The following is a 25,444-nucleotide window of genomic DNA, read 5'->3' on the forward strand; positions in this document are numbered from 1 at the left end:
GTGCAAACTGCGCAACCACAGGAGGACCTCCGTGCCCAGATCTGTTGCCGACCACCGCGCCGCGGTGGTGGAACTGCTCACTGCCCGGCTGGTGGACCGGACCCGGCCCGCCGGCAAGGCTGCCGTCCAGGACCACGGCAGCGAAACCGTCCCTTTGCTGGCGGCGCTCGGCCGGGCGCTCGCCGTCGACCTCCACGCCCCGCGCTCCCTGCCGCCCTTCGACAACTCCCAGATGGATGGTTTCGCCGTCCGGACCTCTGATCTTTCCGATGGCGGTGCGGTGCTGAAAGTGGCAGCTCCGATCCCGGCCGGCGCGGCCCCCGAAGCGATGCTGCCCGGCTTTGCGGTGCCCATCATGACCGGAGCCATGATCCCGGAGGGTGCCGATGCTGTGGTGCCCATCGAGAAGGCGGTCCCGGACACCTTCCCTGCGCCGGGTGCCGACAACGCCGAGGTCCGGCTTCCGGCCACGGCCCCCGGTACGTTCATCCGGAACGTGGGCAGCGACATTACCGAGGGCCAGCTCGCCCTGGCGGCCGGCACGCAGCTGGGCCCGGCGCAACTGGGATTGCTCGCGGCGTTCGGACTGGCCACGGTGGACGTTCGCCGGCCCTTCCGCGTCCTCCTGGTGACCACGGGCGACGAAGTGGTTGAACCGGGGCAGTCCCTCACTGCGGGAAAAATCTTCGATTCCAACGGCACGCTGCTGGAAGCCTCCATGCGGCAGGCCGGCCTCGAGGTGGTTCGGACGGGGATCTCGGACGACCATCCCGAGTCGCTTCTCGCGGTTCTTCGCGGGCACGCCGGGCAGGTGGACCTGATTGTCACCACAGGTGGCGTCAGCAAGGGAGCCTATGAGGTAGTCCGCCAAGCCCTGGCTGCTGAAGACGTCGACTTCGTACCGGTAGCCATGCAACCCGGTGGCCCGCAAGGCATTGGCCGCTTCCAGGGCGTTCCGTTCCTGGGCTTCCCGGGCAACCCCGTCAGCTGCCTCGTCTCGTTTGAAATGTTCCTGCGCCCGGCACTGTCCCAGGTCCTGGGAACCCCGGCGCCGCGACCGGTCCAACACGCCCGCCTCGCGGCAGCCCTCACGTCGCCGGACGGCAAGCACCAGGTGCGGCGCGGCAGGCTTTCCGACGGCGTGCTCCACATGGAGGGCGGCGCGGGCTCGCACCTGGTCCATGCCTTGGCCCGCTCCAACGCCCTGGTCCAGATCCCGGCGAACGTCACGGAACTGCCCGAAGGCGCCGAAGTGGAAGTATGGGTACTGTGAACCACCTTTCCAACGAGCCGGGCGAGCTGACGCACCTCCGGCAGGACGGGACGGCCCAGATGGTGGACGTCTCCCACAAAGCAGTAACCACCCGCGAAGCCACAGCCACGGCGACCGTCCGCAGCACCCCGGAGGTGCTTGACCTGCTGGGCTCTGGCGGCCTTCCCAAGGGTGATGCGCTGGCCGTTGCCCGCGTGGCCGGAATCATGGCGGCGAAAAAGACTCCGGAACTGATCCCGCTCTGCCATCCCCTGCCGATTTCCAAGGTCACCATCGACTTTGAGCTGGACCCCGCGTCAGTGACCGTCATGGCGACCGTGAAGACCCGTGGGGTGACCGGCGTCGAAATGGAAGCGTTGACAGCCGCGTCCGTGGCGGCCCTGAGCGTCTACGACATGATCAAGGCCGTGGACAAGCACGCCGTCCTGACGGACATCCATGTCCTGGCCAAGAGCGGCGGCAAGAGCGGCGACTGGAACATCACCGAACAGGGCGCCGCAGCCGAGCAGGAAGGTGCCGCCGAATGAGCGCGTGCGAGCCCAACGCCCACGGACCGCGGAAGGCCGGCGTCGTCATAGCCTCCACGCGGGCAGCGGCAGGCATCTACCGCGACGAGACCGGGCCCGTCATCCTGGACTGGCTGGCCGAGCACGGTTTCGAGACGTTCCCCACCATGGTTGTCCCTGACGGAGAGCCGGTTGGCGCAGCCCTGCGTGCCCTGCTGACCCAGCAACCCGCCGTCGTGATCACCAGCGGCGGTACGGGCCTCAGCCCGGACGACCGGACGCCGGAAATGACCCTGCCGCTCCTTGACCGGGAGATTCCGGGAATCATGGAGGGCATCCGCAGGGCGGGTGCCGCCAAGACGCCCATGGCCATGCTCAGCCGCGGCCACGCCGGGGCCGCCGGGCAGACGTTCATCATCAACCTGCCGGGCTCTCCGAAAGGCGTCATGGACGGCCTGGCCGTGCTCGATCCGCTGATCGGACACCTTTGCGAACAATTGGAAGGAAGCCATGCCCACTGAAACAGACTTCGAAGTAGTCAGCGCCGTGCTCAGTGCCGAGCCGATCTCCGTTGACCAGGCGATCGCCGCCGTCGAATCGGAGACCTCCGGGGCGGTGGTGAGCTTCAGCGGCGTGGTGCGCAACCACGACGCCGGCAAGGCCGTGGACCGGCTGGCCTACAGCGCCCATCCCACAGCGCACCGCACCATGACCGAGGTGGTGGAACAGCTGGTGGCCGAACATTCCGGGGAAGCCTCGCAGCCGGTGCGCATTTGGGCAGCCCACCGGATTGGCACGTTGGAAGTGGGCGATCCCGCACTCGTGTGCGCTGTTGCCGCCGCCCACCGTGGGCAGGCTTTCGCGGTCTGCTCCGAACTCGTGGACCGGATCAAAGCGCAGGTTCCCATCTGGAAGGAACAATTCTTCAGCGACGGCACCGTCGAATGGGTGGGCGCCGGGGAGTAACCGTTCCTGGGCCTGCCCGCCCCGACGGTAGGCTTAAGGGCATGACCGAACAACTTGCCGTAGCAGTGCTGGGCGCCCACGGGCGCATGGGAATCGAGGCCGTGAAGGCAGTCGAGGCCGCCGAGGATATGAAGTTGGTGGCTGCCCTCGGCCGCAGTGATTCCCTCGAGACGCTGCTCGAGGCAGGTGCGCAGTACGTGGTTGACCTGACGGTTCCTGACACCACCGAGACCAACGTCCGCTTCGCCGTTGAGCACGGCATCCACGCCGTTGTGGGTACCACCGGCTGGGACGCCCAGCGTCTGGAATCGCTGGGCGAACTGCTGGAACAGAAGCCCGGTACCGGTGTCCTGATCGCTCCCAACTTTGCCTTGGGATCCGTCCTGGCATCGGCCTTTGCCGCCAAGGCGTCGCAGTACTTCGAATCCGTCGAAATCATCGAACTGCACCACCCGAACAAGGTGGATGCACCTTCCGGTACCGCCGTGCGCACCGCGCAGCTGATTGCCGAAGCACGCCAGGAGGCAGGCGTCCCGGCCAGCCCTGACGCCACGGAATCCGAGCTGGATGGTGCGCGGGGCTGCGACGTGGAAGGCGTCCGTGTGCACAGCGTCCGTCTTCGCGGCCTGGTGGCGCACCAGGAGGTGCTTTTCGGCGGTCCGGGTGAACAACTGACGCTTCGCCATGACTCGTTTGATCGCGCGTCGTTCATGCCCGGCGTGCTGCTTGGGCTGCGGAAAGTCGCCGCCCACCCCGGCCTCACCGTGGGACTGGACGGCTACCTGGATCTGGGGCTCTAGCACCGTGGGCAGTTTGTGGCAGGCGTTGAAGAAGAACCGCACCAAGATCTGGGTCGGCGCGATCACGCTGCTCCTGGTGCTGTACCTGGTGGTTTCGCTGCAGCGGTCCCTGCTGTTGCTGGGCGACCCCAACCTCGTTGCCAAGGGGATAGGCGCCGCATACCTGGTGTTGCCCGTTATCGGTGCCTGGGCTCTGATCCGGGAACTGCTGTTTGGTGCCCGGACTGAGCAAATGGCCAAAGTCCTTGAATCCGAAGGCGGCCTTCCGGTAGACAACCTGCCGCGGACACCCGGCGGGCGGATCGTCCGCGCCGCCGCCGACGCCGAATTCGAAAAGTACAAGGCCGAAGCCGAGGCGGCACCCGAAGATTGGCGCTCATGGTTCCGGCTCAGCTGCGCGTACGACGCCTCGGGGGACCGGAAACGCGCCCGTGCCTCCATGCGCGACGCCGTTAAGCTGTTCCGCTCTCAGCCCACCGCTGCGGGGCGGTAGCTGCCCAGCCGCGAGGCCTGGTGGGCGAGCCATTCAAGGGGGCCGCGACGCCGCAGCAAGGCAAAACAAGCGCCGATGGACACTGCGGCCAAAGCCTGTGGCCAGTACATGCCTTCGTCCGTCCAGCCTGCCGGCAGCGGGTTGCCGGTAAAACCCGACACAACCCACACATGGGCTGTGTACAGGGTCAGGGTCATGGCTCCGGGGCCGCTGAGGACCACAAGGAAGTTGACCTTGATACGCTCGGCCAGCTTGCCGAGGAGGAGGAACACGCCGGTGACGGCTGCGGCAACGCCGCTGGTGTGCAGCAGGTCCAATGTGGTTCCCGCATGCGGCGACGCTGTGGCAAGCCACCACCAGGAGCCGGTTTGCTGGAGCCCGGTGAGGTTGACCTGGAGCATGCTCTCCAAGGGATAGCCGCGGGTTTGGGGGAGCGCCTCCAACGCAGCGCGGCCGCCCCATGATTCCATGGCTGCTGTTCCCGCGAGCTTTGCTGCCAGGCCAGTTGCCGTGCCCACGCCAACCAGCAGCCACTGGGTGCGAACGGTTGTGAGTGCCAGCCGGCCGATGGCCAGCCCGATCAGCAGGTACGCCATCCACTGGAACACCGGGTAATAGCCGGTGAAGAAAAGATCCGCGAGGAGCTTGCCGGGCGTTTCGAGGTCATCGGTGCCGGGGTTGTGGCCCAACTGCAGGGGCGGGTTGGCCTCCAGGAGCAGCGGACGGACCAGATACGCCAGGACTGGCGCGGCCAGTACCCAGCCGGCAGCCCAAGCGCACAGCGCCTTCAGCCGAAGGCCCAGGAACGGCAGGACGCAGAGGAACAACACGGCATAGTGGACCAGGATGATGGCGATGTTGACTTCGAGGCCGCCGAGCATCAGCCCGACGACGGCGATCACCAAGGCCCGCAAGGCGACGCCGCGCCGCGCAGCCCAAACTGCGGCACCCTCCCGGGGTTCCTGTTTGCCTGTGGAGAGCGCCAGGCCAATGCCTGCGAGGACGGCGAACAAAGCCGAGGAGCGCCCGGAAAACGTCAAGCCCACCCATGTGGGTGCCCAATCCGGCGCCGGCCCGAATGTTGGTACCAGGTGGGTAGCCATCATGCCCAGGAGTGCCGCGCCCCGTGCCGCATCGATCCCGGTGAGGCGTGTGGAGAGCGTGCTTCCGCGGGGAGATTCCCGGGATGGGGCCGTCTCTCGCCTGGTCATGAAGTGATCGTCTCATGGGCTGCTGTGAAGGCGCTGTGCCGGCGGTGGGATGGTTTGGGCGGACGGCTGCCCTTGTTTTTCGAAGATATGTTCGAATAATATTGCTGCATGAAGAACGCTCCAAGATCCTCGGATGGCCTGGCTGGTCCCATGAAGGCGATCAGCCCCGGCGTGGTGGACTTCCTGTTCAGGCAACTCGTTGCCGGCGAGCCGCCCGAGGATGTCCAGTGGCGTCGCGAGGGAGTAGTGCTGGGGGAGCAGGCGCCCGGCGCGGAGTTGGCCCGGCGCCTGGCTGAAACGGACCTCGAAGCCCTCACCCCGCTCGAACTCTTTGAGTATGTGCGGGCATCGCAGCGGCTCGTGGCGTGGGCCGAACAGCTCAAGGAGCGGGCTGTTGCGCACTACTGTGCCGAGGAGCCGGGGCGGCGGACCGTCCGCCCGGCCTCCACCTCATGACGACCATCACGCGGACCGTATTCCCGTAACCCGTGCGGGACAGGGTAACGTTTTTCCTATGTCTGACTCCCGCGCCCACATTCCCGCTCTTGGTACCCTGCTGACCGCCATGGTCACCCCGTTCACCGAGGACGGCAAGGTCGACTACGACCAAGCCGCGGCGCTGGCAGAAAAGCTCGTGGCAGATGGGTGCGACGGCCTCGTGGTCACTGGCACCACCGGTGAGACATCCACCCTTACCGATGATGAGAACATCGGCATGTTCCGTGCCGTCAAGGAAGCGGTCGGCGGCAAGGCCGCGATCATAGCCGGTACCGGCACCAACGACACCGCACACTCCGTCCACCTCTCCCAGCGTGCCGCTGAGGTGGGCGTCGACGGCCTCCTGATCGTCACCCCCTACTACAACAAGCCGAGCCAGTCCGGTGTGCGCGCGCACTTCGAGACCATTGCGTCCGCCACCGACCTCCCGGTGATGCTGTACGACATTCCCGGCCGCTCCTCCATCCAGATTGCTCCCGAGACCATGATTGCCCTGGCCAAGCACCAGAACATCGTGGCCGTCAAGGACGCCAAGGCCGACTTCGCCGCCGCCACCCGCGTGATGGCCGAGACCGACCTCGTGTTCTACTCCGGAGACGACGGACTGACGCTGCAGTGGATGGCGCTCGGTGCCGCAGGCCTGGTGGGCGTGACCACGCACGTGGCGACGCGCCGCTTCCGCGAACTGATCGACGCGGTCAACGCGAACGACCTCGCCACGGCAAGGGCCATCAACTTTGAATTGGAGCCCGTGGTTCGCGCAACCATGACCCGGGTCCAAGGCGCAGTAGCCGCCAAGCAGATTCTCAAGTGGCAGGGAGTCCTGCCCAACTCGGTTGTCCGTTTGCCTCTCGTGGAGCCGGACCAGGCCGAGATCGACACCATCCGCGGGGACTTGGCGGAAGCCGGAATGGACTTCAACGTCTAGGACGGTTCCGCCGGAAAGTAGCTGAATATGACCCAAACCGCCCTTCCTGGACTGGTTACTCCGCCGAAGCTGCCGCAGGGCACGTTGCGGATTGTTCCGCTCGGTGGGCTGGGGGAGATTGGCCGCAATATGGCGGTCTTCGAGATCAACGGCAAATTGCTGGTTGTCGACTGCGGCGTGCTCTTTCCGGAAGAGACGCAGCCCGGAGTGGACCTGATCCTGCCTGATTTCTCGTACATCGAGGACAGATTGGATGACGTCGTGGGCGTGGTGCTCACGCACGGCCACGAGGACCACATCGGTGCTGTGCCGTACCTGCTGCGCCTCAAGGCAGATATCCCGCTGATCGGTTCCCAGCTCACCCTTGCCCTGGTGGAAGCCAAGCTGCAGGAACACCGGATCAAGCCGTACACGCTGACCGTGACCGAAGGCCAGGTTGAGCAGTTCGGCCCCTTCGAGTGCGAGTTCGTGGCCGTCAACCACTCCATCCCCGACGCCCTGGCCGTGTTCCTCCGTACCGAAGGCGGGACGGTCCTCCACACCGGCGACTTCAAGATGGACCAGCTGCCGCTCGATGGCCGGATCACCGACCTTCGGCACTTTGCCCGGCTGGGTGAAGAAGGCGTGGACCTTTTCATGGCCGACTCCACCAATGCCGATGTTCCCGGTTTCACCACGGCGGAGAAGGAAATCGGTCCCACGCTGGACAACCTCTTTGCCCAGGCCAAGAAGCGCATCATTGTGGCTTCCTTCTCCTCGCACGTGCACCGTGTCCAGCAAGTCCTGGATGCCGCGGCCAAGCATGGCCGCAATGTCGCTTTCGTGGGCCGCTCCATGGTCAGGAACATGGCGATTGCCGCCAAGCTCGGATACCTGGACGTACCGCCGGGCATCCTGGTGGACATCAAGAACATCGACGACCTCCCGGACAACCGCGTGGTCCTGATGTCCACCGGTTCGCAGGGTGAGCCGATGGCCGCGTTGTCCCGCATGGCCAACGGAGACCACCGCGTGGTGGTGGGGCAAGGCGATACCGTCATCCTTGCTTCCAGCTTGATTCCGGGCAACGAAAATGCCGTGTTCCGCATCATCAACGGACTCCTGAAGCTCGGCGCAGCCGTGATCCACAAGGGAACTGCGAAGGTCCACGTGTCCGGCCACGCTGCCGCCGGAGAACTGCTCTACTGCTACAACATCCTTGAACCGCTTAACGCCATGCCCGTGCACGGCGAAACCAGGCACCTGATCGCCAACGGCAGGATCGCCGAAGAATCCGGCGTTCCCACCGAGGGCATCATCCTCAGTGACAACGGCACGGTCATTGACCTCAAGGACCACAAAGCGGACATCGTGGGCCAGGTGGAAGTGGGCTTCGTCTACGTGGACGGCTCCAGTGTCGGGGAGATCACGGACGCGGACCTCAAGGACCGCCGCATCCTGGGCGACGAGGGCTTCATTTCCGTCATCACGGTCATCAACCGCACCACGGGCAAGATCGTTTCCGGCCCGGAGATCCATGCCCGCGGCGTGGCGGAGGACGATTCCGTGTTCGACGAGATCATTCCCAAGATCAATGCCGCCCTCGAAGAAGCCGTGCTGAGCCACGCCGACCACACCAACCATCAGTTGCAGCAAGTGGTGCGCAGGGTCATCGGCACTTGGGTCAACCGGAAGCTGCGTCGCCGCCCCATGATCATCCCGGTGGTCCTGGAGGCCTGACCTTCCGGCAACATGCACCCGAAGAGGGCCTGAAATCCGCGGATTTCAGGCCCTCTTCGGGTAGCGTGGCAAACATGGCGACCCGTACTTCCTCCACGCCACGAGGCAGCTCCAGCAATAAATCCGGCACCGGCCGAGGCGGAGCTGCAAGCAAAAGCACCGCAGCCCGGAGCGGCCGCGGCGGTTCCGCGCGGGGAAAGCAGGCCGCCGTCGAGCCCCATGCGCCGCTGCCGGTCCGGATGCTCTCCGGTGCCTGGCAGGGCATCGGCCACGTGGTGGGCGCTGGCGTCCGCCGCATCGGTTCGGACGTCAGCGATCTCGATCCCGAGGACCGCCGTGATGGCGCCGCGCTCTTCAACCTCGTCCTGGGTATAGCAATTGCCACCTTCGCGTGGTGGGGCTGGACCGGCTGGCTTCCGGACGTCGTGTACAGCGTGGTCAACGGCACCTTCGGGTGGATGTCATTGCTGCTGCCCTTCATGCTCTTTGTCTGCGCCTTCCGGCTGTTCCGTAAGCCGCAGGACGGCCGGGGCAACAACCGCGTAGGCATCGGCTTCATGGTCATGACGTTTGCCGGCTCGGCCCTGGCCCACGTCATCGGCGGCCAGCCCACGGTGGCCGACGGCTTCGACGGCCTGCGACGGGCAGGGGGAATGCTTGGTTTCCTCGCCGCGGCTCCGCTGGCGGCGATCCACGTGGCTGTTCCGGTCCTCATTTACAGCTTGCTGGCCTTTATTTCCTTGCTGATCGTCACGGCAACACCTTTTGGTGCCATTCCTTCGCGGATCCGTACCGGGTACGAGCACCTCATGGGCGTTGACCTGGAAGAGGCCCGTTCCGGCCAGGATGCGCACGACCGCAGCTACCTCTATGGCGGGGAGCCGGCGGCGAAGCCCAAGAAGAAGCGCACGCGGCTCTTCGGCAAGGACGAGGAGTCCGAGTCCAAGCTTGAAGGTTACGTCGGGGACGAGGCTTTCGAACACGCAATAGTGGACGACGACGAGAATCCAGCGCCGTCCGCACCGCGCGTACCGCCGGGCGTGCGCCGCCCGACGCAGGCGGAGATCGCCGTCGGGAAGATCAAGGCAGCCCAGGGACTCGGTGCGGCACCTGGCCTGGATAATCCCACCGAAGCCATCCCGGTTCTGACACCGGAAATGACCACACCCGTGGCACAGGTACCGGCCAAGCCTGCCGGCGCGCCTTTGCCGCAGGCGCCCATCCCGCAGCGCACGGAACAGCTTTCCCTGGCCGGGGACGTGACCTACACCTTGCCTGCCTCGGATTTCCTGACGCCGGGTTCCATTCCGAAGGAGCGCACGGAGGCCAATGACGCCGTCGTCGCAGCCCTGACCGACACCCTGACGCAGTTCAATGTGGACGCTTCGGTGACCGGCTTCAGCCGCGGGCCCACCGTCACCCGGTACGAGATCGAACTGTCCCCGGGAACCAAGGTGGAACGCGTCACGGCGCTGTCCAAGAACATCTCCTACGCCGTGGCCTCCAGCGATGTACGCATCCTGAGCCCCATCCCGGGGAAGTCGGCCATCGGCATCGAGATTCCCAACTCAGACCGCGAGACCGTTTCCTTGGGCGACGTCCTGCGCAGCCAGAACGCCCGCCGTACGGACCACCCGATGGTCATGGGCGTGGGCAAGGACGTGGAGGGCGGCTACGTGGTGGCCAACCTCGCCAAGATGCCCCACCTCTTGGTGGCCGGTGCCACCGGTGCCGGTAAGTCGAGTTTCGTGAACTCCATGATCACCTCGCTCCTGATGCGCGCCACGCCGGACGAGGTGCGGATGGTGATGGTGGACCCCAAGCGCGTTGAACTGACCGCGTACGAGGGTGTTCCGCACCTTATTACGCCCATCATTACCAACCCCAAGAAAGCCGCCGAGGCCCTGCAGTGGGTAGTCCGGGAAATGGACGCCCGCTACGACGACCTCGCCAACTACGGCTACAAGCACATTGACGACTTCAACAAGGCCGTCCGCGCCGGCAAGGTCACACCACCGGTGGATTCCAAGCGGGTCATCAAGCCCTACCCGTACCTCCTGGTGATCGTGGACGAACTCGCGGACCTCATGATGGTGGCTCCCCGCGATGTGGAAGATTCGATTGTCCGCATCACGCAGCTGGCCCGTGCCGCCGGTATCCACCTGGTCCTGGCCACCCAGCGTCCATCCGTGGACGTAGTCACAGGCCTCATCAAGGCCAACGTGCCCTCCCGCATGGCCTTTGCCACCTCCTCCGTCACGGACTCCCGCGTTGTGCTGGACCAGCCAGGTGCGGAAAAACTCATCGGCCAAGGTGATGCCCTGTTCCTGCCGATGGGCGCTTCCAAGGCCATGCGCGTGCAGGGTGCCTGGGTATCCGAATCGGAAATCCATAAAGTGGTGGAGCACGTCAAGGGGCAGCTGCAGGCGGTCTACCGGGACGACGTCGCGGCCGATGCGCCCAAGAAGCAGATCGACGACGACATCGGAGACGACCTCGAGGTCCTGCTCCAGGCCACCGAACTGGTGGTCACCACGCAATTCGGTTCCACCTCGATGCTCCAACGCAAGCTCCGTGTGGGCTTCGCCAAGGCGGGCCGGCTGATGGACCTGCTGGAGTCCCGTGGCGTTGTGGGTCCGTCCGAGGGATCCAAGGCCCGCGACGTCCTGGTCAAGCCGGACGATCTCGCAGCCGTCCTGGCTGCGATGAAGGGCCAGGAAGCACCTGCCGCACCGGACGCCCAGACGGCGGCCCTGAGCGACAACGCGAACGCGAACATCGCCGCGGGTGGCTATGCCGAGGACCTGGTGGCGGCGGACCTGGACAACCGGACACAGGCGATCGACTATTACGACGGCGCCGATGGTTCCGATGACGATGAGGGCGGCGAAGACGCCTGGTCGCTCACTGGCCGCTGATCTCCAGACGGTAGCCTAGAGGGGTGACTACAGCCGAGGGCGACAACGCCACGTCGAGCAGTTCCGATCTTTGGAACCTGCCTAACATCCTGACGATGCTCCGCATTGTCCTGGTTCCTTTCTTTGTCTGGTTCCTGCTTGCCGACGACGGTCAGCACGGATGGTGGCGCTGGGCGGCGGTGGCCGCGTTCGCCGTCGCGATCTATACGGACAAGCTCGACGGCGACATCGCACGGGCGCGCGGCCTCATCACCAATTTCGGCAAGATCGCCGATCCCATTGCGGACAAGCTGCTCATTGGTTCGGCCCTGGTTCTACTCTCCGTCCTGGGCGAGTTGCCCTGGTGGGTGACCATCCTGATCATGGTGCGTGAGTGGGGGATTACCGCGCTGCGTTTCGTTGTAATCCGTTACGGCGTGATGCCTGCCTCCCGCGGCGGGAAGCTGAAGACGGTGGTCCAGACAGTGGCGATCTTCCTCTACACCCTTCCGCTCAAGACCATTGCGCCGTGGCTGGTCGATGTTGCCTTCTGGGTGATGATGGTCGCCTTGGCCATCACGTTGTGGACCGGCGTTGAGTACGTGGTCCAGGCACTGAAGCTCCGCGCCGCCGGACGCCGCGCATGAGCACGGCCCCCACCGCGGGCACCGCGGCTGAAACCGCGACGGCGGCAGTCGCCGAAGCGATCGAACGGCACCTGACGGTGGCCACGGCAGAGTCCTTGACGGCCGGCATGGTAGCGGCCACGTTGGCAAACACACCCGGTGCGTCAGGCATGCTCCAGGGCGGTGTGGTTGCTTACCAGAACACCGTCAAGGCAGGTGTCCTCGGCGTATCCCGGGAGTTGTTGGAGGCGGTAGGTTCGGTGGACGGCGATGTTGCCGCGGCCATGGCGGAAGGAGCCCGCCGGGCTTGTGCGGCCGACGTCGGAATTTCCACCACCGGGGTGGCCGGGCCGGATCCGCACGACGGCAAGGCCGTCGGCACCGTCTTCATTGGCGTTGCCACGGAAGCCGGCAGCCGATGGTTTGAATACTCCTTTTCGGGGGACAGGCAAGATATCAGGGAACAAGCGTGCGCGGGTGCCCTGGACCGGCTGCTTGCCGCCGTACGTGGGCTTGGTTACCGTTCGTAAAGTAGCCGGGAACAAAAACTGATTGCCAATAGTTGTGTCATTGTGTCGCTTCGGAATGGCCGGGGCGCCTAGGATGTAGAAACCAACCCGGTCCGCCAGCCAGCGGACCGGAAGAACGAGGGAGCAAGGCGATACAGATGGTAAAGCAGCCCGTATCCGTAAACGGCGTTGTCCGCTGGAAGGATGTGGGCTTGGCTGATCAGGCACAGAGCGAACAGAAGGAGCGCAAAATGGTTGTACTACGCCACGAGATCGGTGATGTACTGCGCGATGTCCGCCAGCGTCAAGGCCGAACCCTTCGTGAAGTCTCACACAGCGCCCGTGTTTCGCTGGGCTACCTGAGTGAGGTTGAACGTGGCCAAAAGGAGGCTTCTTCCGAGCTCCTGTCCTCGATCTGCACCGCATTGGACGTTCCGTTGTCCAGCATGCTCCGCGAAGTCAGCGACCGCGTTGCAGTTGCAGAGGGCGTCGCTGTTCCGGACACCGTCCCGCAGGAGTTCTCCCAGCGTTACGGGCGGGATCTCGATCTCACCGACGATTTCGGCCAGGGCATGCTCTCCGGAGCCCGGTAACCAAGCCACCAAGATCATTGAAAAGGTCTCCAGCCGTTTGGCTGGGGACCTTTTCTTCGTCCTAGTCCGTGGCGTCGCCCGGGTCGTTGTCCTTGAGGGGAACCTCCCTGAGGAGGGGATCGCTGTAGACGGCGTTGAGGCGGCCCATGTAATCGGCAAGGGTCTTGACGTCTTCCAGCGGCCATTCGCCGAGCCTTTCGCGGAAGACCTGCCGGCGCGCGTCCTGCACCTGGTGCATTTTCTCTTCGCCCTTGTCCGTCAAACGGATGGACTGTGCCCTGCCGTCCTGGGGGTCAGCTTCCTTGTAGACCAGGCCGATGCCTTCCAGGAAGGCGATCTGCCGGCTCACTGAGGGCTTTCCCACGCCAATGCAGGTTGCCAGGTCCGTCAGCCGGATGGGACCCTCACGGCGGATGATGGTCAGCAGGCCATAGGCGGCCGGTTCCATGTCCGGGTGCACCTGGCGGGACAATTGATGCGAAATCGAGCGGGCGCGGCGCCAGAGCAGGCTCAGCTGGTGTTCCACCTGCTGAAGGGCGTCGTCCACGTCGTCACTGGCAACGGCCGGAGCGGGCGCGCTGGGAAGAGGATTGCTCATGGCAACCATTCTAAGGTCCGGCAAGCATGAGAGACTCTATCCGTGAGGGCGAGTGACTTCTGGCGATTGATGGACGACGAATTCGGCGCGGGCTATTCCCGGGTCCTTGCAGGTTCCCTTGTCCTGGCAGGCGTCGGGGGACGGACTGCGGTTGACGCCCTCGCCGCGGGATTCCCTCCTCGCGAGGTCTGGATCGCGGTCTGCGATGTCCAGGACGTCCCCCTCGAACGGCGGTTGGGCAGGGACATCAAGCCCATCAGCTAGGCGCGCAGCACGGATCTTGGCTGGTGACACGCCGCCGCATTGTTCGAATATCTGTTCGGATGGGGATATGCTCCTGTGAGAGGAAAATTGATCCTGAGCGGCGATTTCCTACGCAGTCCGCAGCTGTTTTCCACATAGGCAAAGCGGGCTGGGCAAAAATGTCAGGGCCCCGTAATAGCGTCAGACATGACAAGGAAAGCGGCCGTTCAGGCCACTCCACAGCGAGAAAGCATCAGAGGTGTGAACCATGGCGGCAACCCCGGATCGTGAGAAGGCGCTCGAAGCAGCGCTTGCCCAGATCGACAAGCAATTCGGCAAAGGCTCCATCATGCGCCTGGGAGACGATACCCGGGCTCCCATTGAGGTCATTCCCACCGGCTCCATCGCCCTGGACGTGGCCCTCGGCATTGGCGGGCTGCCCCGTGGCCGTGTCGTGGAGATCTATGGTCCGGAATCCTCGGGTAAGACCACCGTTGCCCTCCACGCCGTAGCCAATGCCCAGCGTAATGGCGGCATTGCTGCCTTCATCGACGCCGAACACGCGCTGGACCCGGATTACGCCGCAAAGCTTGGCGTGGACACGGACGCCCTGCTCGTTTCGCAGCCGGATACCGGTGAACAGGCGCTGGAAATCATGGACATGCTGGTGGGCTCCGGCTCGCTGGACATCATCGTCATCGACTCCGTGGCCGCGCTCGTTCCGCGTGCGGAAATCGAAGGCGAGATGGGTGACTCGCACGTCGGCCTCCAGGCCCGCCTCATGAGCCAGGCCCTGCGAAAGATCACGGGCCGCCTGAGCCAGACGAAGACCACCGCCATCTTCATCAACCAGCTGCGTGAAAAGATCGGCGTGTTCTTCGGGTCGCCGGAAACCACCACCGGTGGTAAGGCCCTGAAGTTCTACGCGTCCGTCCGCATCGATGTCCGCCGCATCCAGACGCTCAAGGAAGGCGCGGACTCGGTGGGTAACCGCACCAAGGCCAAGATCGTCAAGAACAAGATGGCCCCGCCCTTCAAAGTCGCGGAGTTCGACATCATCTACGGCCAAGGCATTTCCCGCGAGGGTGGCATCATCGACATGGGCGTTGAGCACGGCATCATCAAGAAGTCCGGCTCGTGGTTCACCTACGATGGCGACCAGTTGGGCCAGGGCATGGAGAACTCGCGCCGGTTCCTGCGCGACAACCCCGAGCTTGCCCAGGAACTGGAGCGCCTCATCAAGGAGAAGCTGGGCGTTGGCGTCAAGCCCGAAGAGGACACCCCGAAGCTGAAGGCCGTTGACGGATAGGTTCGGGCCGGACCCGGATTCGCCCATCGCGGACGATCCCGAGCCTGACCCCGAGTCCGTGGCGCGTGCCATCGTCCTGCGTCAATTGACCATGGCGCCGCGGAGCCGGCTTCAGTTGGCGCGCAAACTTGCGGAGCGCAAGGTTCCCGAGGATGTCGCCGAAGCGGTCCTGGACCGCTTCGAAGAAGTGCAGCTCATTGATGACGCGGAGTTCGCCCGCATGTGGGTCCGCAGCCGTTCCCACAGCAAGAAACTTGCCAAGGGTGCGCTGCGCCGTGAGTTGTCGGACAAAGGCATCGAGCTGGACCATGCCGAAGAGGCCCTGTCCCAGCTCAGCGATCAGGATGAAGAGCGGGCTGCTCGGGAGCTCGTTCAGCGCAAGCTCAGGCCCGGACTTGACCTTGCGGACCGTGCCGAGCGCGACAAGTACACCCGGAGGCTTGCCTCCATGCTGGCCAGGAAGGGCTACGCGCCCTCCCTGGCGTTCAGGATCGTCGGTGAGGTACTGGACGAAGCCGGTACCCTTGAGTAGTGAGTTTGACCATTCCCTCCCCTTCAGCAGAATCAGTGCAGCCCTCCCTTGAGCCACGGACCTATCAAGTCCGGACTTTTGGCTGCCAGATGAACGTCCACGATTCCGAGCGCATGGCCGGACTCCTGGAGGACGCCGGGTACGTGCCGGCTGAAGGCGAGCTTGCCGACGTCGTGGTGTTCAATACCTGCGCCGTGCGCGAGAATGCGGACAACAAGCTCTACGGGAACCTCGGGCAGTTGCGCCAGGTCAAGGCCGCCAACCCGGGAATGCAGATCGCGGTGGGCGGGTGCCTGGCCCAGAAGGACCGCGAAACCATTGTCCGGAAGGCGCCGTGGGTGGACGCCGTGTTCGGAACCCACAACGTCGGGGCGCTCCCGGCCTTGCTGGACAGGGCACGCCACAACAACGAGGCCCAGCTGGAAATCCTCGAGTCACTCGACGTCTTCCCTTCGACGCTGCCTACAAAGCGTGATTCTGTGTATTCGGGGTGGGTCTCCATCTCCGTTGGCTGCAACAACACCTGCACCTTCTGCATCGTGCCGTCGCTGCGTGGCAAGGAGAAGGACCGCCGCCCCGGTGAAATCCTTGCGGAGATCCAGGCGCTGGTGGACGACGGCGCTGTTGAAGTGACGCTGCTGGGCCAGAACGTGAATTCCTACGGCGTGGAGTTCGGCGACCGCCTGGCCTTCTCCAAATTGCTGAGGGCCTGTGGCGCCATCGAAGGCCTGGAGCGTGTCCGCTTCACCAGCCCGCATCCCGCAGCGTTTACCGATGATGTGATCGACGCCATGGCAGAAACACCCAACGTCATGCCGCAGCTGCACATGCCGCTGCAGTCCGGTTCGGACAAGGTGCTCAAGGACATGCGCCGCTCCTACCGCTCCAGCAAATTCCTCGGCATCCTGGACAAGGTCCGTGAACGGATCCCCAATGCGGCGATCACCACGGACATCATTGTGGGTTTCCCCGGCGAGACCGAGGAAGACTTCCAGGCCACCCTGGACGTCGTGGAACAGTCCCGGTTCGCTTCGGCCTTCACGTTCCAGTACTCCAAGCGGCCAGGCACCCCCGCTGCCGATCTTCCCGAACAGTTGCCCAAGGCCGTTGTCCAGGAACGCTACGAGCGGTTGACGGCCCTCCAAGACAGGATCGCTGCCGAGGAGAATGCCAAGCAGCTCGGCCGCAGCGTCGAAATCCTCGTGACGGCGCAGTCCGGTCGCAAGGCGGAGGAGACGCATCGGCTGTCAGGGCGTTCCAGGGACCAGCGGCTGGTGCACTTCTCGGTGCCCGAAGGTTCCGAGACTCCCCGGCCCGGTGATTTCGTCACCGTAACCATCACCGAGGCCGCTGCCTTCCACCTTATGGCCGATCCCGCCGGACCCGCGGACTACGTTCTTCGCCGCTCCAGGGCTGGCGACGCATGGGATCGTGCGCAGGCTGACAGTTGCGGGGTTCCTGCTCCGGGAGCCGGCAGCACGAAGACCGGTGTATCGCTCGGCATGCCGGCCATTCCTGTCCGCCGCTGAACCGGGCTTGGCGCATCATGCACCCTGAAGGGCCGGATACGTCCGTGCTGCCCATAATTGCCGTTGTGGGTCCCACCGGTTCGGGAAAGTCGGACCTTGGCGTTGAGCTTGCCCTCGCGCTGAACGGCGAAGTCATTAATGCCGATGCCCTGCAGTTCTACCGTGGCATGGACATCGGTACGGCCAAGATCACCATGGACGAACGCAGGGGCGTGCCGCACCACCTGCTGGACACCATGGATGTCACCGAGGAAGCCAGTGTGGCCGGTTTCCAGGCTGAATGCCGACGGACCATCCAGGACATCCACGCGCGCGGCAAGCGTGCCATCATGGTGGGCGGCTCGGGCCTGTATGTCCGGGCGGCACTGGACGTCCTCGAATTTCCGGGTACGGACCCCGTGATCCGCCAGCGGCTGGAGGCCGAGTGTGCGGCCACTGGCCTGTCCCCGCTCCGGGCGCGCCTGGAACACGTCGATCCGGTCTCGGCGGCCAGGCTGGGTGACGCCCGGCGGGTGATCCGGGCCTTGGAAGTCCACGAACTCACCGGACGGCCCTTCAGTTCGTTCATGCCCCAACGCGAGTACTTCCAGCCGGCAATCCAAGTGGGGCTCTCGGTGGACCGGGACGTTCTTCGGGACCGGCTGGCGGACCGCGTCCACCGGATGGTGGACGCGGGTCTCCTGGACGAGGTGGAACGATTGGACGCGGCGGGCCTGCGGCAAGGCAAGACGGCATCGCGGGCGTTGGGCTACGCACAGTTCCTGAAGGTCCTGGATGGCCAGGCGGGCATTCCCCAAGCGGCCGAGGAAACAATCGTGGCAACAAGGCAGCTCGCCCGGCGGCAATTGACCTGGTTCCGGGCGGACCCGCGGATCCACTGGCTCGATTGGCAGGACCCGGCCCTTGTTGCGAAAGCCGTTGCCCTCACCACGGCCGTGTGATTTCTGGCCGAAGACCAGCGGCAGGTAGCCTAGATTCATGGATCAGACCACCGCAGTTTCCGCCCCGCAGCCCGGTGCTGCCGAGGCCACTTTGCCCGAAGCCAAGCTGTCAGGCCTGGCCTTTTCAAAGGGCCACGGAACCGGAAACGACTTTGTGCTGATCGCTGACCCCGGGGCCGTCCACGAGATCACTGCGGACCAAGTGGCACAGTTGTGCGACAGGCACCGCGGCATTGGCGGAGACGGACTGATCCGGGCCGTGCCGTCCCGCGACCTGCCCGAAGGCCGCGCCTTGCTGGAGCAGGATTCCTCGGCGGAATGGTTCATGGACTACCGCAACGGCGACGGTTCATTGTCCGAGATGTGCGGCAACGGCGTTCGGGTCTTTGTCCACTTCCTCATCGACCAGGGCCTGGTTGAGCTTGGTCCCGGTCAAGCCTTGACCATCGGAACCCGTGGCGGGATCAAGAAGATCGTCCGCTCGGACAACGGTTACGCCGTGGACATGGGCCCGTGGGAGTTCATCTTCCCGGCCGAAGCCACCTCCAAGGCCATGGATGCCCTGGTGAGCGCGGACGGACTCGAGGTGGCCCGCCCTGGCCTTTCGGTCAGCATGGGAAACCCCCATACCGTGGTGGCACTGGCCGAGCTGTCTGAATTGTCGGCCACACAGCTTTTCAAGGCTCCCGTGGTGGATCCGAAGCCCGCCAACGGCACCAACGTGGAATTCGTCGTCCCCGCGGAGCCACTGGTCCACGATGGCTTCGGATCAATCACCATGCGGGTTCACGAGCGCGGCGTAGGTGAAACCCAGTCCTGCGGCACCGGGGCGTGTGCAGCCGCCGTTGCCATTCGCCACTGGGCGGGAAGTACCGCGCCGAACGCGTGGCACGTCAACGTTCCCGGCGGCGTGGTGGACGTCAAGTTCTTCCCGGGACCGGATGGCCGCGAGCATGTTGAACTCAGCGGCCCAGCCGTCATTGTCGCTAAAGGGACGCTTTCCTGACGCGAAGGATCCTGAAGGACTTGGAGGTGCTTTCACGGGACACCGTGAAGGACTTGTCCAATTCGGCCGCCAGCCATCGCTGCAGGGAGTCCGAGCCCAGGTTCTTCTGGACCACCAACCATGCGTTGCCACCCGGCGCCAGCCTGGGCAGCCAGGTCAGCAGGAGTGAGTGAAGTTCGTCCTTGCCGATCCGGATGGGCGGGTTGGACCAAATGGTGGAAAACTCGACGTCGGCGGCTACTTCGTCGGGAAGGCTCGCCTTCACATTGCCGAGCCCAAGCGAGGCCGCGTTCTCATTGGTCAAGGCGATGCAGCGTTCGTTGACATCCACGGCATACACCTGCGCTGACGGGGCCATCAGCCCCATGGTCAACGCAATCGGACCCCAGCCGCAGCCGATATCCAGCAGGTTTCCGCGGGGCGAAGGCGGCGGCACGTCGGAGAGCAGGATCGCCGTTCCTTTGTCTATGCCGTCCGGACTGAAAATCCCGGAGGAGGTCTGCAGGTGCCGGGTAGCTCCGGCCAGTTCCACCGTCAAAGCCTTACGTGTGAAGGGACCGGCGGGTTGGGCGCTGAAATAGTGTGCAGACTCCATAATTTGCCAGATTAGTTGGCGATCGGCGCCTTGGGAAACTGCAGCCCGGAAGGGCCCGTTTGACACGGGATGCTACCGTGGAAGGCATGTTCTTGATCTTTGAGTAATCAGCCCATGGCTCTGCCCGCGATGCAGGACCGCGCTGCCGAATCACCTTCCGTGACCAGCGCCGCCCATTCCGCCCGGCAGGTTCCCCGGCTCAGTCCGCGTCCCTTTCCGGGGAGTGGGCGCTCAGAAGATCGCTGCACCATCCGCCCCCATGCTCCGTTGACCCGGCCTGGCTGCTTGCAGGCTTGACCGGCTTGCGTGAGAGCAACCGGAAAGGATGGGCAGTCTTCAGCCGGACCGGACCTCTGCGCGGATCCAACCGCCACCACCCACCAGCCAGGCCAGCCGGACGCCATCCGGCTGCCGGCCACGCTCCAGGAGGCCCTTTTGGCCCAAGCACGTCAGCCCAGCGCGAATACCGACGCGCCGCACAGCAAACAGCATTATTCTGGAATTGCCGAACAGTCTAAGGAGACCATGACCACCCAGAAGCACTCCGGATCCGATTCCGACGCCCAGGACATGAGTCCTGAAGAGATCCAGGCCGTCATCGACCGGATTCTGTCCAAGGATGTACCAGCCCAGGATTCCGGGGATCCTGACGCCAAGGGCGTTCTTGGCAAAGCCCAAGCAATCTCCACGCTTGACCAAGAGCACAGCATTTTCGACGGCGAGCAGGAAGACCTTGCTGAACGCCGCGCGCTCCGCCGGACGGCAGGCCTTTCCACGGAACTCGAGGATGTCACCGAGGTTGAGTACCGGCAGCTGCGCCTTGAGCGCGTAGTCCTTGCGGGCCTCTGGACCGAGGGCACCTTGGCTGATGCCGAAAATTCCCTCCGTGAGCTCGCGGCGCTTGCCGAGACCGCCGGTTCGGAGGTGTTGGATGGACTGGTCCAGCGCCGCACCAAGCCGGATCCCGGAACCTTCCTTGGCTCGGGCAAGGCCCAGGAACTCAAGGCGATCGTCGCCTCCACCGGCGCCGATACGGTGGTGGTGGATACCGAGCTTTCGCCGTCCCAGCGGCGTGGCCTGGAGGACATCGTGAAGGTCAAGGTTGTTGACCGCACCACGTTGATCCTGGACATCTTCGCCCAGCACGCAAAGAGCCGTGAGGGCAAGGCCCAAGTGGAACTGGCCCAGCTGGAATACCTTCTCCCCAGGCTCCGTGGTTGGGGTGAATCCATGTCCCGCCAGGCCGGTGGCCAGGTGGGTGGCGCAGGGGCCGGCATGGGTTCCCGTGGTCCCGGTGAAACCAAGATCGAACTCGACCGCCGGCGCATCCGTACCCGGATGGCCAAGTTGCGCCGGGAGATCGCCGCGATGAAACCGGCGCGCGAGACCAAGCGGGCCAACCGCCGTCGTAATGCCGTTCCTTCCGTTGCGATCGCCGGCTACACCAACGCCGGCAAGTCCTCACTGCTCAACCGCCTCACGGATGCCGGTGTCCTGGTGGAGAACGCGCTGTTCGCCACGTTGGATCCCACGGTCCGGAAGGCCCAAACGCCCGACGGCATCGGTTACACCTTGGCCGATACTGTGGGGTTCGTCCGCTCGCTGCCCACACAATTGGTGGAGGCATTCCGTTCGACGCTTGAGGAAGTGGCCGATTCGGACCTGATCCTCCACGTCGTTGATGCCTCGCACCCTGATCCCGAAGGCCAGATTGCCGCTGTGCGGACGGTCTTCAGCGAAGTCGACGCCCGGAAGGTTCCGGAAATCATCGTCCTGAACAAGGTGGATGTGGCGGATCCGTTCGTCGTTGAGCGCCTCAGGCAGAAGGAACCGCGCCACGCCGTGGTTTCAACTCGAACGGGCGAGGGCATTGCCGAACTTCTGGAGACCATCAGCCAGTCGATTCCGCGGCCGGGCGTCCGCCTGGAGGTGCTCATTCCCTACAACCGCGGCGAGATGATCAACAAGCTGCACAACTCCGACGCCGAAATCCTAAGCCTTGAGCACGAGGAAAACGGCACGCGCGTGGTGGCGATGGTCCGCGAGGGCCTTGCTGCCGAGCTGGAGTCGTTCGTCAGCAATGGTTGAGAAGGTGGCGGCGGAACCCGCTGCGTCGGTGGGGGAGAAGTTCACCCTCGAGTTGTTGGACAAGGCTGTTGCAGGCATGGGCGGCCAAAGCCGCACTGGCCAGCATGAAATGGCCAAGCACGTTGCCCGGGCCATCGAGTCCGGGGAACACCTGCTGGTCCAGGCGGGAACGGGAACGGGTAAGTCCTTGGCTTACCTGATCCCGTTGATCGCCCATTCCATGGACAGCAACAAGCCCACGTTGGTGTCCACCGCCACCCTGGCCCTCCAGACACAGATCGTGGGGAGGGACCTTCCCCGTCTGCTGGAGACCATCAACCCGGCCCTGGAACGGCCCGTGAACGTGGCGCTCGTCAAGGGCCGGGCCAATTATGTGTGCCTGCAAAAGCTCGAGGGCGGATTTCCCAGCGAAGAACCGTCCGAAGGACAGCTCTTCTCTCTCGGGGAGGACACCAGCGTGCCGCACTTCGCCGCATCGCTGGGCGGGCCGTCGTCGCAACTGGGCAAGGAAGTGGTGCGGCTGCGCGAGTGGGCGGAGAAGACCGCCACGGGCGACCGCGACGAACTGATGCCGGGCGTGACAGACCGTGCATGGCGCCAGGTTTCAGTTACTTCGATGGAATGCCTGGGGGCGCAGAAGTGTCCCATGGCGGAGGAATGCTTCAGCGAGCAGGCACGCGCCCGGGCGGCCGAGGCTGATGTGGTGGTCACCAACCACGCAATGCTCGCGGTGAGCGCCTTTGAAGGACTGGCTGTCCTGCCGGAGTACGACGTGGTGGTGGTGGACGAAGCCCACGAACTCCAGGACCGGGTCACCGGGGCCGTTTCCGGCCAGTTGTCCGTGGCCATGATCCATGCTGCGGCCTCAAGCGCACGCAAGCACACGGCCATCACTGTGGATGCCCTGAACGCGGCCGCGGACCGGCTGGACCTGGCCCTTGTTGGAGTTCCCAGCGGCTTGGTGCCCAACGGCCTCAACGACGAACAGCTTGATTGCCTGGACCAGCTCCGGGACGCCACCAGGGCCGCATTGTCCGATTCGAAAACGGATTCCTCGAACGCGGTGGACGGTGGACGCCAGTTGGCCCGCTCGCGGCTCATGCTCATTCTGGAACTGTCCGAGAGGTTACTGGCCGCGAAGGAAAACCGGGAGGTGGTGTGGTTCTCCAGGAACAGCACCTTCGATCCCCAGCAGGGTTACTCGCAGCCTGACGAAACAGCTCCCGCCCTCATCAACATTGCTCCCCTGAGCGTGGCCGGACGGCTCCGGGAAGGGCTGTTTGCGGGCCACACAGTGGTTCTGACATCTGCCACGCTGGCCATTGGTTCGGCCTTCGAACCGGCCGCCGGCGGGCTGGGCCTGCTGGGGGACGGGGCTCCCAGCTGGACGGGCCTGGACGTGGGATCGCCCTTTGACTATCCGAAGCAGGGCGTACTCTACGTGGCCAAGCACTTGCCCAAGCCCGGACGCGGAACATCGCCCGAAGCCCTGGACGAGCTTGAGGACCTCATCCGTGCCTCCGGCGGGGGAGCGCTGTGCCTCTTTTCCTCCCGGCGCGCAGCCGAGGAAGCTGCAGATGCCATGCGGCTGCGGATCGATGTGGACATCCTGTGCCAAGGGGAATCCACCATGGCGGCGCTGGTGAAGCAGTTCGCCGACGAACCGGATACGTGCCTTTTCGGCACCATGTCCCTGTGGCAGGGGGTGGACGTGCCGGGTGGTTCGTGCCGCCTGGTGGTCATTGACCGGATCCCCTTCCCACGGCCCGATGATCCCCTGATGACGGCAAGGTCGCGTGCTGTGGCCCAATCCGGTGGAAACGGGTTCATGGCCGTCTCGGCGACCCATGCCGCTATCCGCCTGGCGCAGGGAGCAGGGCGGCTGATCCGGTCAACGGGAGACAAGGGCGTGGTGGCGATCCTCGACTCGCGGCTTTCCACCGAAAGGTACGGCGGGTTCCTGCGGGCTGCCTTGCCGCCCTTCTGGGCCACGACGGACCGGAAGATCGTCCAGGGCGCCTTGGAAAGGCTGGCCCGGACCGGGCGATAGGAAGACGGTCCCTAAAGGGAGCGCAACACCGACACGACTTTGCCCATGATGGTGGCTTGATCGCCAAGGATGGGCTCGTACTGCGTGTTCTGGGGGAGGAGCCAGGTGTGGCCGTCGCGCTGCCGGAATGTTTTGACCGTGGCCTCATCGTCCAGGAGGGCTGCCACGATATCGCCGTTGATGGCGTCGTTCTGCCGGCGGACAACAACCCAGTCGCCATCGCAGATGGCGGCATCGATCATTGAATCGCCGGCTACCTTCAGCATGAAGAGTTCGCCATGGCCCACCAACTGCCGGGGGAGGGGGAGGACGTCCTCCACTGTCTGGTCGGCCAGGATCGGGCCACCGGCAGCGATGCGACCCACCAAGGGAACCAGCGCAGTGTCGCTGGCACTTGCCAGCTCCGTTACGGCGAGGCCGCCGGTACTGCGCAACGTTGCGGGTGCTTCCACTCCCGGGATGGTGGCACCACCGTCAAGGGTCAGTGGCATGAGGACTTCCATGGCGCGAGGACGCTTGGGGTCCCTCCTGAGGTAACCGAGCTTCTCCAGCTGGGACAACTGGTGGGTGACGCTCGAGAGGCTGGCCAAACCCACCGTATCGCCGATTTCGCGCATGCTGGGCGGGTAGCCGTTCTCATTGACGGAACGCTGGATGGTTTCGAGGATCTTCTTCTGACGGACAGTCAGGCTTTTGGGACTTTTGGTGGGCTGTTGGCTCCGCAGGGGTGCCCCGCCGCCTGTGGCCTTCGCTGCCATGTTCGCCATTGCCCTTCCGTTCCGCCCGGCGGCGTTCAGAGTGCTGCCGGGATGTGGGTCCAAAAATGTCAGACCCTCCTGATGCACTGCATCTGTGCCTGTTTCTTCACTCAAACGTAGGCCAGGCACCAGCGTTTATCAAACATTTGTTCTAGCGAGTCTCGACACCGTTCGTTGATAAGTGCTAAAAATGTCAAAGCAAGGTTCGAATATGTGTTCTAGTAATCCGGCTCCTGGGTTCGATGTTCGAAGAAAGTGTTCGAATATCGCCGCTACGCCGGTGAACACAAGGTATTGGCAGCAGGGTCCTGGTTCCCGGGACCAGGCAATCGCTCAGAAGGGCTCAGCTCATGTCCGCAGTCACAACGTTCCACGAGTTCCGCAACGCGCCGGCACCCACCCGCATCCGGCTCACCCGGCGCGGGCGGATCGTTTTCTTTGGCATCCCGGCCATGTTGCTGGTGGCCGCGTTGCTTAGCTTTGCGGGCTTCCTGAACTCGCCGGCCAAGGCTTCGGATTCCCCGTCGCAACTGCAGCCGCCAGTCGCCGTCAGCGTGACAGTGCAGCCTGGTCAGTCCCTGTGGGGCATCGCCGGGGCTGCCGCTCCCGAGCGTGACCCGCGGGATGTCATTGCGGAGATCATCCAGCTGAATGACCTCCGCGGCGGACGCATCACCCCTGGCCAGCAATTGTTTGTTCCTGCCAAGTAGTCCACCCGGACGTTGGCGTGAATCCCGTCCATGCGTCACAGTTACGAGGCACTCACCGGCGCCCCT

At 64.5% G+C, this 25,444-nt stretch carries 26 protein-coding genes; 22 read left to right on the forward strand and 4 right to left on the reverse strand.

What is annotated here, in order from left to right; all coding sequences use genetic code 11:
• The first annotated feature begins 31 nt into the window (after window positions 1–31).
• Genes glp through ACH488_RS10365 form a run of 6 tightly spaced genes read left to right on the forward strand, consistent with a single transcriptional unit; the run spans window position 32 to window position 4,038 of the window.
• Complete coding sequence (glp, locus tag ACH488_RS10340) at window positions 32–1,273, forward strand: gephyrin-like molybdotransferase Glp (RefSeq protein WP_397324003.1); 1,242 nt, start codon at window positions 32–34, stop codon at window positions 1,271–1,273.
• Window positions 1,261–1,800 (forward strand): cyclic pyranopterin monophosphate synthase MoaC, encoded by a 540-nt coding sequence (moaC, locus tag ACH488_RS10345; RefSeq protein WP_397324004.1) that lies wholly within the window; start codon window positions 1,261–1,263, stop codon window positions 1,798–1,800. The genes glp and moaC overlap by 13 nt, the downstream gene beginning before the upstream one ends.
• Window positions 1,797–2,300: a MogA/MoaB family molybdenum cofactor biosynthesis protein gene (locus ACH488_RS10350; protein WP_397324005.1), complete on the forward strand. Its 504-nt coding sequence runs from the start codon at window positions 1,797–1,799 to the stop codon at window positions 2,298–2,300. Before moaC ends, ACH488_RS10350 begins: the two co-directional genes overlap by 4 nt.
• Window positions 2,290–2,745 carry a molybdenum cofactor biosynthesis protein MoaE gene (locus ACH488_RS10355; RefSeq protein ID WP_397324007.1) on the forward strand — a complete coding sequence of 152 codons (456 nt, stop codon included), beginning with the start codon at window positions 2,290–2,292 and terminating at the stop codon, window positions 2,743–2,745. Before ACH488_RS10350 ends, ACH488_RS10355 begins: the two co-directional genes overlap by 11 nt.
• Window positions 2,746–2,786: 41 nt before the next feature.
• Window positions 2,787–3,545, forward strand: coding sequence for a 4-hydroxy-tetrahydrodipicolinate reductase (dapB, locus tag ACH488_RS10360; protein WP_397324009.1), 759 nt, complete (start codon window positions 2,787–2,789; stop codon window positions 3,543–3,545).
• 4 nt (window positions 3,546–3,549) lie between these two features.
• Window positions 3,550–4,038 (forward strand): hypothetical protein, encoded by a 489-nt coding sequence (locus ACH488_RS10365; protein WP_397324010.1) that lies wholly within the window; start codon window positions 3,550–3,552, stop codon window positions 4,036–4,038.
• On the opposite strand, the gene ACH488_RS10370 is transcribed toward ACH488_RS10365, so the two are convergent.
• Complete coding sequence (locus tag ACH488_RS10370; RefSeq protein ID WP_397324011.1) at window positions 4,014–5,249, reverse strand: heparan-alpha-glucosaminide N-acetyltransferase domain-containing protein; 1,236 nt, start codon at window positions 5,247–5,249, stop codon at window positions 4,014–4,016. The two genes, ACH488_RS10365 and ACH488_RS10370, sit on opposite strands and share 25 nt — an antisense overlap.
• Window positions 5,250–5,357: 108 nt before the next feature.
• On the opposite strand from ACH488_RS10370, the gene ACH488_RS10375 reads away from it, so the two are divergent.
• The 7 genes from ACH488_RS10375 to ACH488_RS10405 all read left to right on the forward strand — a co-directional run bounded on the left by ACH488_RS10375 (window position 5,358) and on the right by ACH488_RS10405 (window position 13,019).
• Window positions 5,358–5,705, forward strand: a complete 348-nt coding sequence (locus ACH488_RS10375; RefSeq protein WP_397324012.1) for a hypothetical protein — start codon at window positions 5,358–5,360, stop codon at window positions 5,703–5,705.
• 58 nt (window positions 5,706–5,763) lie between these two features.
• Window positions 5,764–6,675: a 4-hydroxy-tetrahydrodipicolinate synthase gene (gene dapA / locus ACH488_RS10380; protein ID WP_397324014.1), complete on the forward strand. Its 912-nt coding sequence runs from the start codon at window positions 5,764–5,766 to the stop codon at window positions 6,673–6,675.
• Window positions 6,676–6,702: 27 nt separating this feature from the next.
• Window positions 6,703–8,394, forward strand: a complete 1,692-nt coding sequence (locus ACH488_RS10385; RefSeq protein WP_397324015.1) for a ribonuclease J — start codon at window positions 6,703–6,705, stop codon at window positions 8,392–8,394.
• A gap of 74 nt (window positions 8,395–8,468) precedes the next feature.
• On the forward strand, window positions 8,469–11,312 hold the full coding sequence (locus tag ACH488_RS10390) for a DNA translocase FtsK (protein WP_397324016.1): 2,844 nt from the start codon (window positions 8,469–8,471) through the stop codon (window positions 11,310–11,312).
• Window positions 11,313–11,335: 23 nt separating this feature from the next.
• Complete coding sequence (pgsA, locus tag ACH488_RS10395) at window positions 11,336–11,938, forward strand: CDP-diacylglycerol--glycerol-3-phosphate 3-phosphatidyltransferase (RefSeq protein WP_397324017.1); 603 nt, start codon at window positions 11,336–11,338, stop codon at window positions 11,936–11,938.
• Entirely contained in the window at window positions 11,935–12,447 is a 513-nt protein-coding gene (locus ACH488_RS10400; protein WP_397324018.1) for a CinA family protein, read from the forward strand. Before pgsA ends, ACH488_RS10400 begins: the two co-directional genes overlap by 4 nt.
• 137 nt (window positions 12,448–12,584) lie before the next feature.
• Complete coding sequence (locus ACH488_RS10405) at window positions 12,585–13,019, forward strand: helix-turn-helix domain-containing protein (protein WP_021472656.1); 435 nt, start codon at window positions 12,585–12,587, stop codon at window positions 13,017–13,019.
• Between the two features lie 61 nt (window positions 13,020–13,080).
• Here the strand turns inward: ACH488_RS10405 and ACH488_RS10410 are convergent, their stop codons facing one another.
• Entirely contained in the window at window positions 13,081–13,617 is a 537-nt protein-coding gene (locus ACH488_RS10410; RefSeq protein WP_397324019.1) for a MarR family winged helix-turn-helix transcriptional regulator, read from the reverse strand.
• A 42-nt stretch (window positions 13,618–13,659) separates the two neighbouring features.
• Here ACH488_RS10410 and ACH488_RS10415 point away from each other — a divergent pair, with 42 nt between their 5' ends.
• From ACH488_RS10415 to dapF, 6 genes are all read left to right on the forward strand, one after another.
• Complete coding sequence (locus ACH488_RS10415; RefSeq protein WP_397324021.1) at window positions 13,660–13,881, forward strand: DUF3046 domain-containing protein; 222 nt, start codon at window positions 13,660–13,662, stop codon at window positions 13,879–13,881.
• A gap of 247 nt (window positions 13,882–14,128) precedes the next feature.
• Window positions 14,129–15,169 carry a recombinase RecA gene (recA, locus tag ACH488_RS10420; RefSeq protein ID WP_364160281.1) on the forward strand — a complete coding sequence of 347 codons (1,041 nt, stop codon included), beginning with the start codon at window positions 14,129–14,131 and terminating at the stop codon, window positions 15,167–15,169.
• Complete coding sequence (locus ACH488_RS10425; protein WP_397324022.1) at window positions 15,159–15,701, forward strand: regulatory protein RecX; 543 nt, start codon at window positions 15,159–15,161, stop codon at window positions 15,699–15,701. The genes recA and ACH488_RS10425 overlap by 11 nt, the downstream gene beginning before the upstream one ends.
• Complete coding sequence (gene miaB / locus ACH488_RS10430; protein WP_397324023.1) at window positions 15,701–17,230, forward strand: tRNA (N6-isopentenyl adenosine(37)-C2)-methylthiotransferase MiaB; 1,530 nt, start codon at window positions 15,701–15,703, stop codon at window positions 17,228–17,230. The genes ACH488_RS10425 and miaB overlap by 1 nt, the downstream gene beginning before the upstream one ends.
• Window positions 17,231–17,247: 17 nt before the next feature.
• Window positions 17,248–18,171: a tRNA (adenosine(37)-N6)-dimethylallyltransferase MiaA gene (gene miaA, locus ACH488_RS10435; protein WP_397324025.1), complete on the forward strand. Its 924-nt coding sequence runs from the start codon at window positions 17,248–17,250 to the stop codon at window positions 18,169–18,171.
• Window positions 18,172–18,208: 37 nt separating this feature from the next.
• Window positions 18,209–19,177, forward strand: a complete 969-nt coding sequence (dapF, locus tag ACH488_RS10440) for a diaminopimelate epimerase (RefSeq protein WP_397324026.1) — start codon at window positions 18,209–18,211, stop codon at window positions 19,175–19,177.
• Here dapF and ACH488_RS10445 read toward each other — a convergent pair.
• Window positions 19,158–19,772, reverse strand: a complete 615-nt coding sequence (locus ACH488_RS10445) for a class I SAM-dependent methyltransferase (protein ID WP_397324028.1) — start codon at window positions 19,770–19,772, stop codon at window positions 19,158–19,160. The two genes, dapF and ACH488_RS10445, sit on opposite strands and share 20 nt — an antisense overlap.
• A gap of 525 nt (window positions 19,773–20,297) precedes the next feature.
• Between ACH488_RS10445 and hflX the strand changes: the two genes are divergently transcribed.
• Window positions 20,298–21,860 (forward strand): GTPase HflX, encoded by a 1,563-nt coding sequence (gene hflX, locus ACH488_RS10450; RefSeq protein WP_397324029.1) that lies wholly within the window; start codon window positions 20,298–20,300, stop codon window positions 21,858–21,860.
• Entirely contained in the window at window positions 21,853–23,910 is a 2,058-nt protein-coding gene (locus ACH488_RS10455) for an ATP-dependent DNA helicase (RefSeq protein WP_397324030.1), read from the forward strand. The genes hflX and ACH488_RS10455 overlap by 8 nt, the downstream gene beginning before the upstream one ends.
• 11 nt (window positions 23,911–23,921) lie before the next feature.
• Here ACH488_RS10455 and lexA read toward each other — a convergent pair whose 3' ends face one another.
• Window positions 23,922–24,668 carry a transcriptional repressor LexA gene (lexA, locus tag ACH488_RS10460; RefSeq protein WP_397324085.1) on the reverse strand — a complete coding sequence of 249 codons (747 nt, stop codon included), beginning with the start codon at window positions 24,666–24,668 and terminating at the stop codon, window positions 23,922–23,924.
• 350 nt (window positions 24,669–25,018) lie between these two features.
• Between lexA and ACH488_RS10465 the strand changes: the two genes are divergently transcribed.
• Window positions 25,019–25,378, forward strand: a complete 360-nt coding sequence (locus tag ACH488_RS10465) for a LysM peptidoglycan-binding domain-containing protein (RefSeq protein ID WP_397324031.1) — start codon at window positions 25,019–25,021, stop codon at window positions 25,376–25,378.
• Window positions 25,379–25,444: the final 66 nt, after the last annotated feature.

The organism is Paenarthrobacter sp. NPDC018779, assembly GCF_044391085.1.
Lineage (GTDB): Bacteria > Actinomycetota > Actinomycetes > Actinomycetales > Micrococcaceae > Arthrobacter.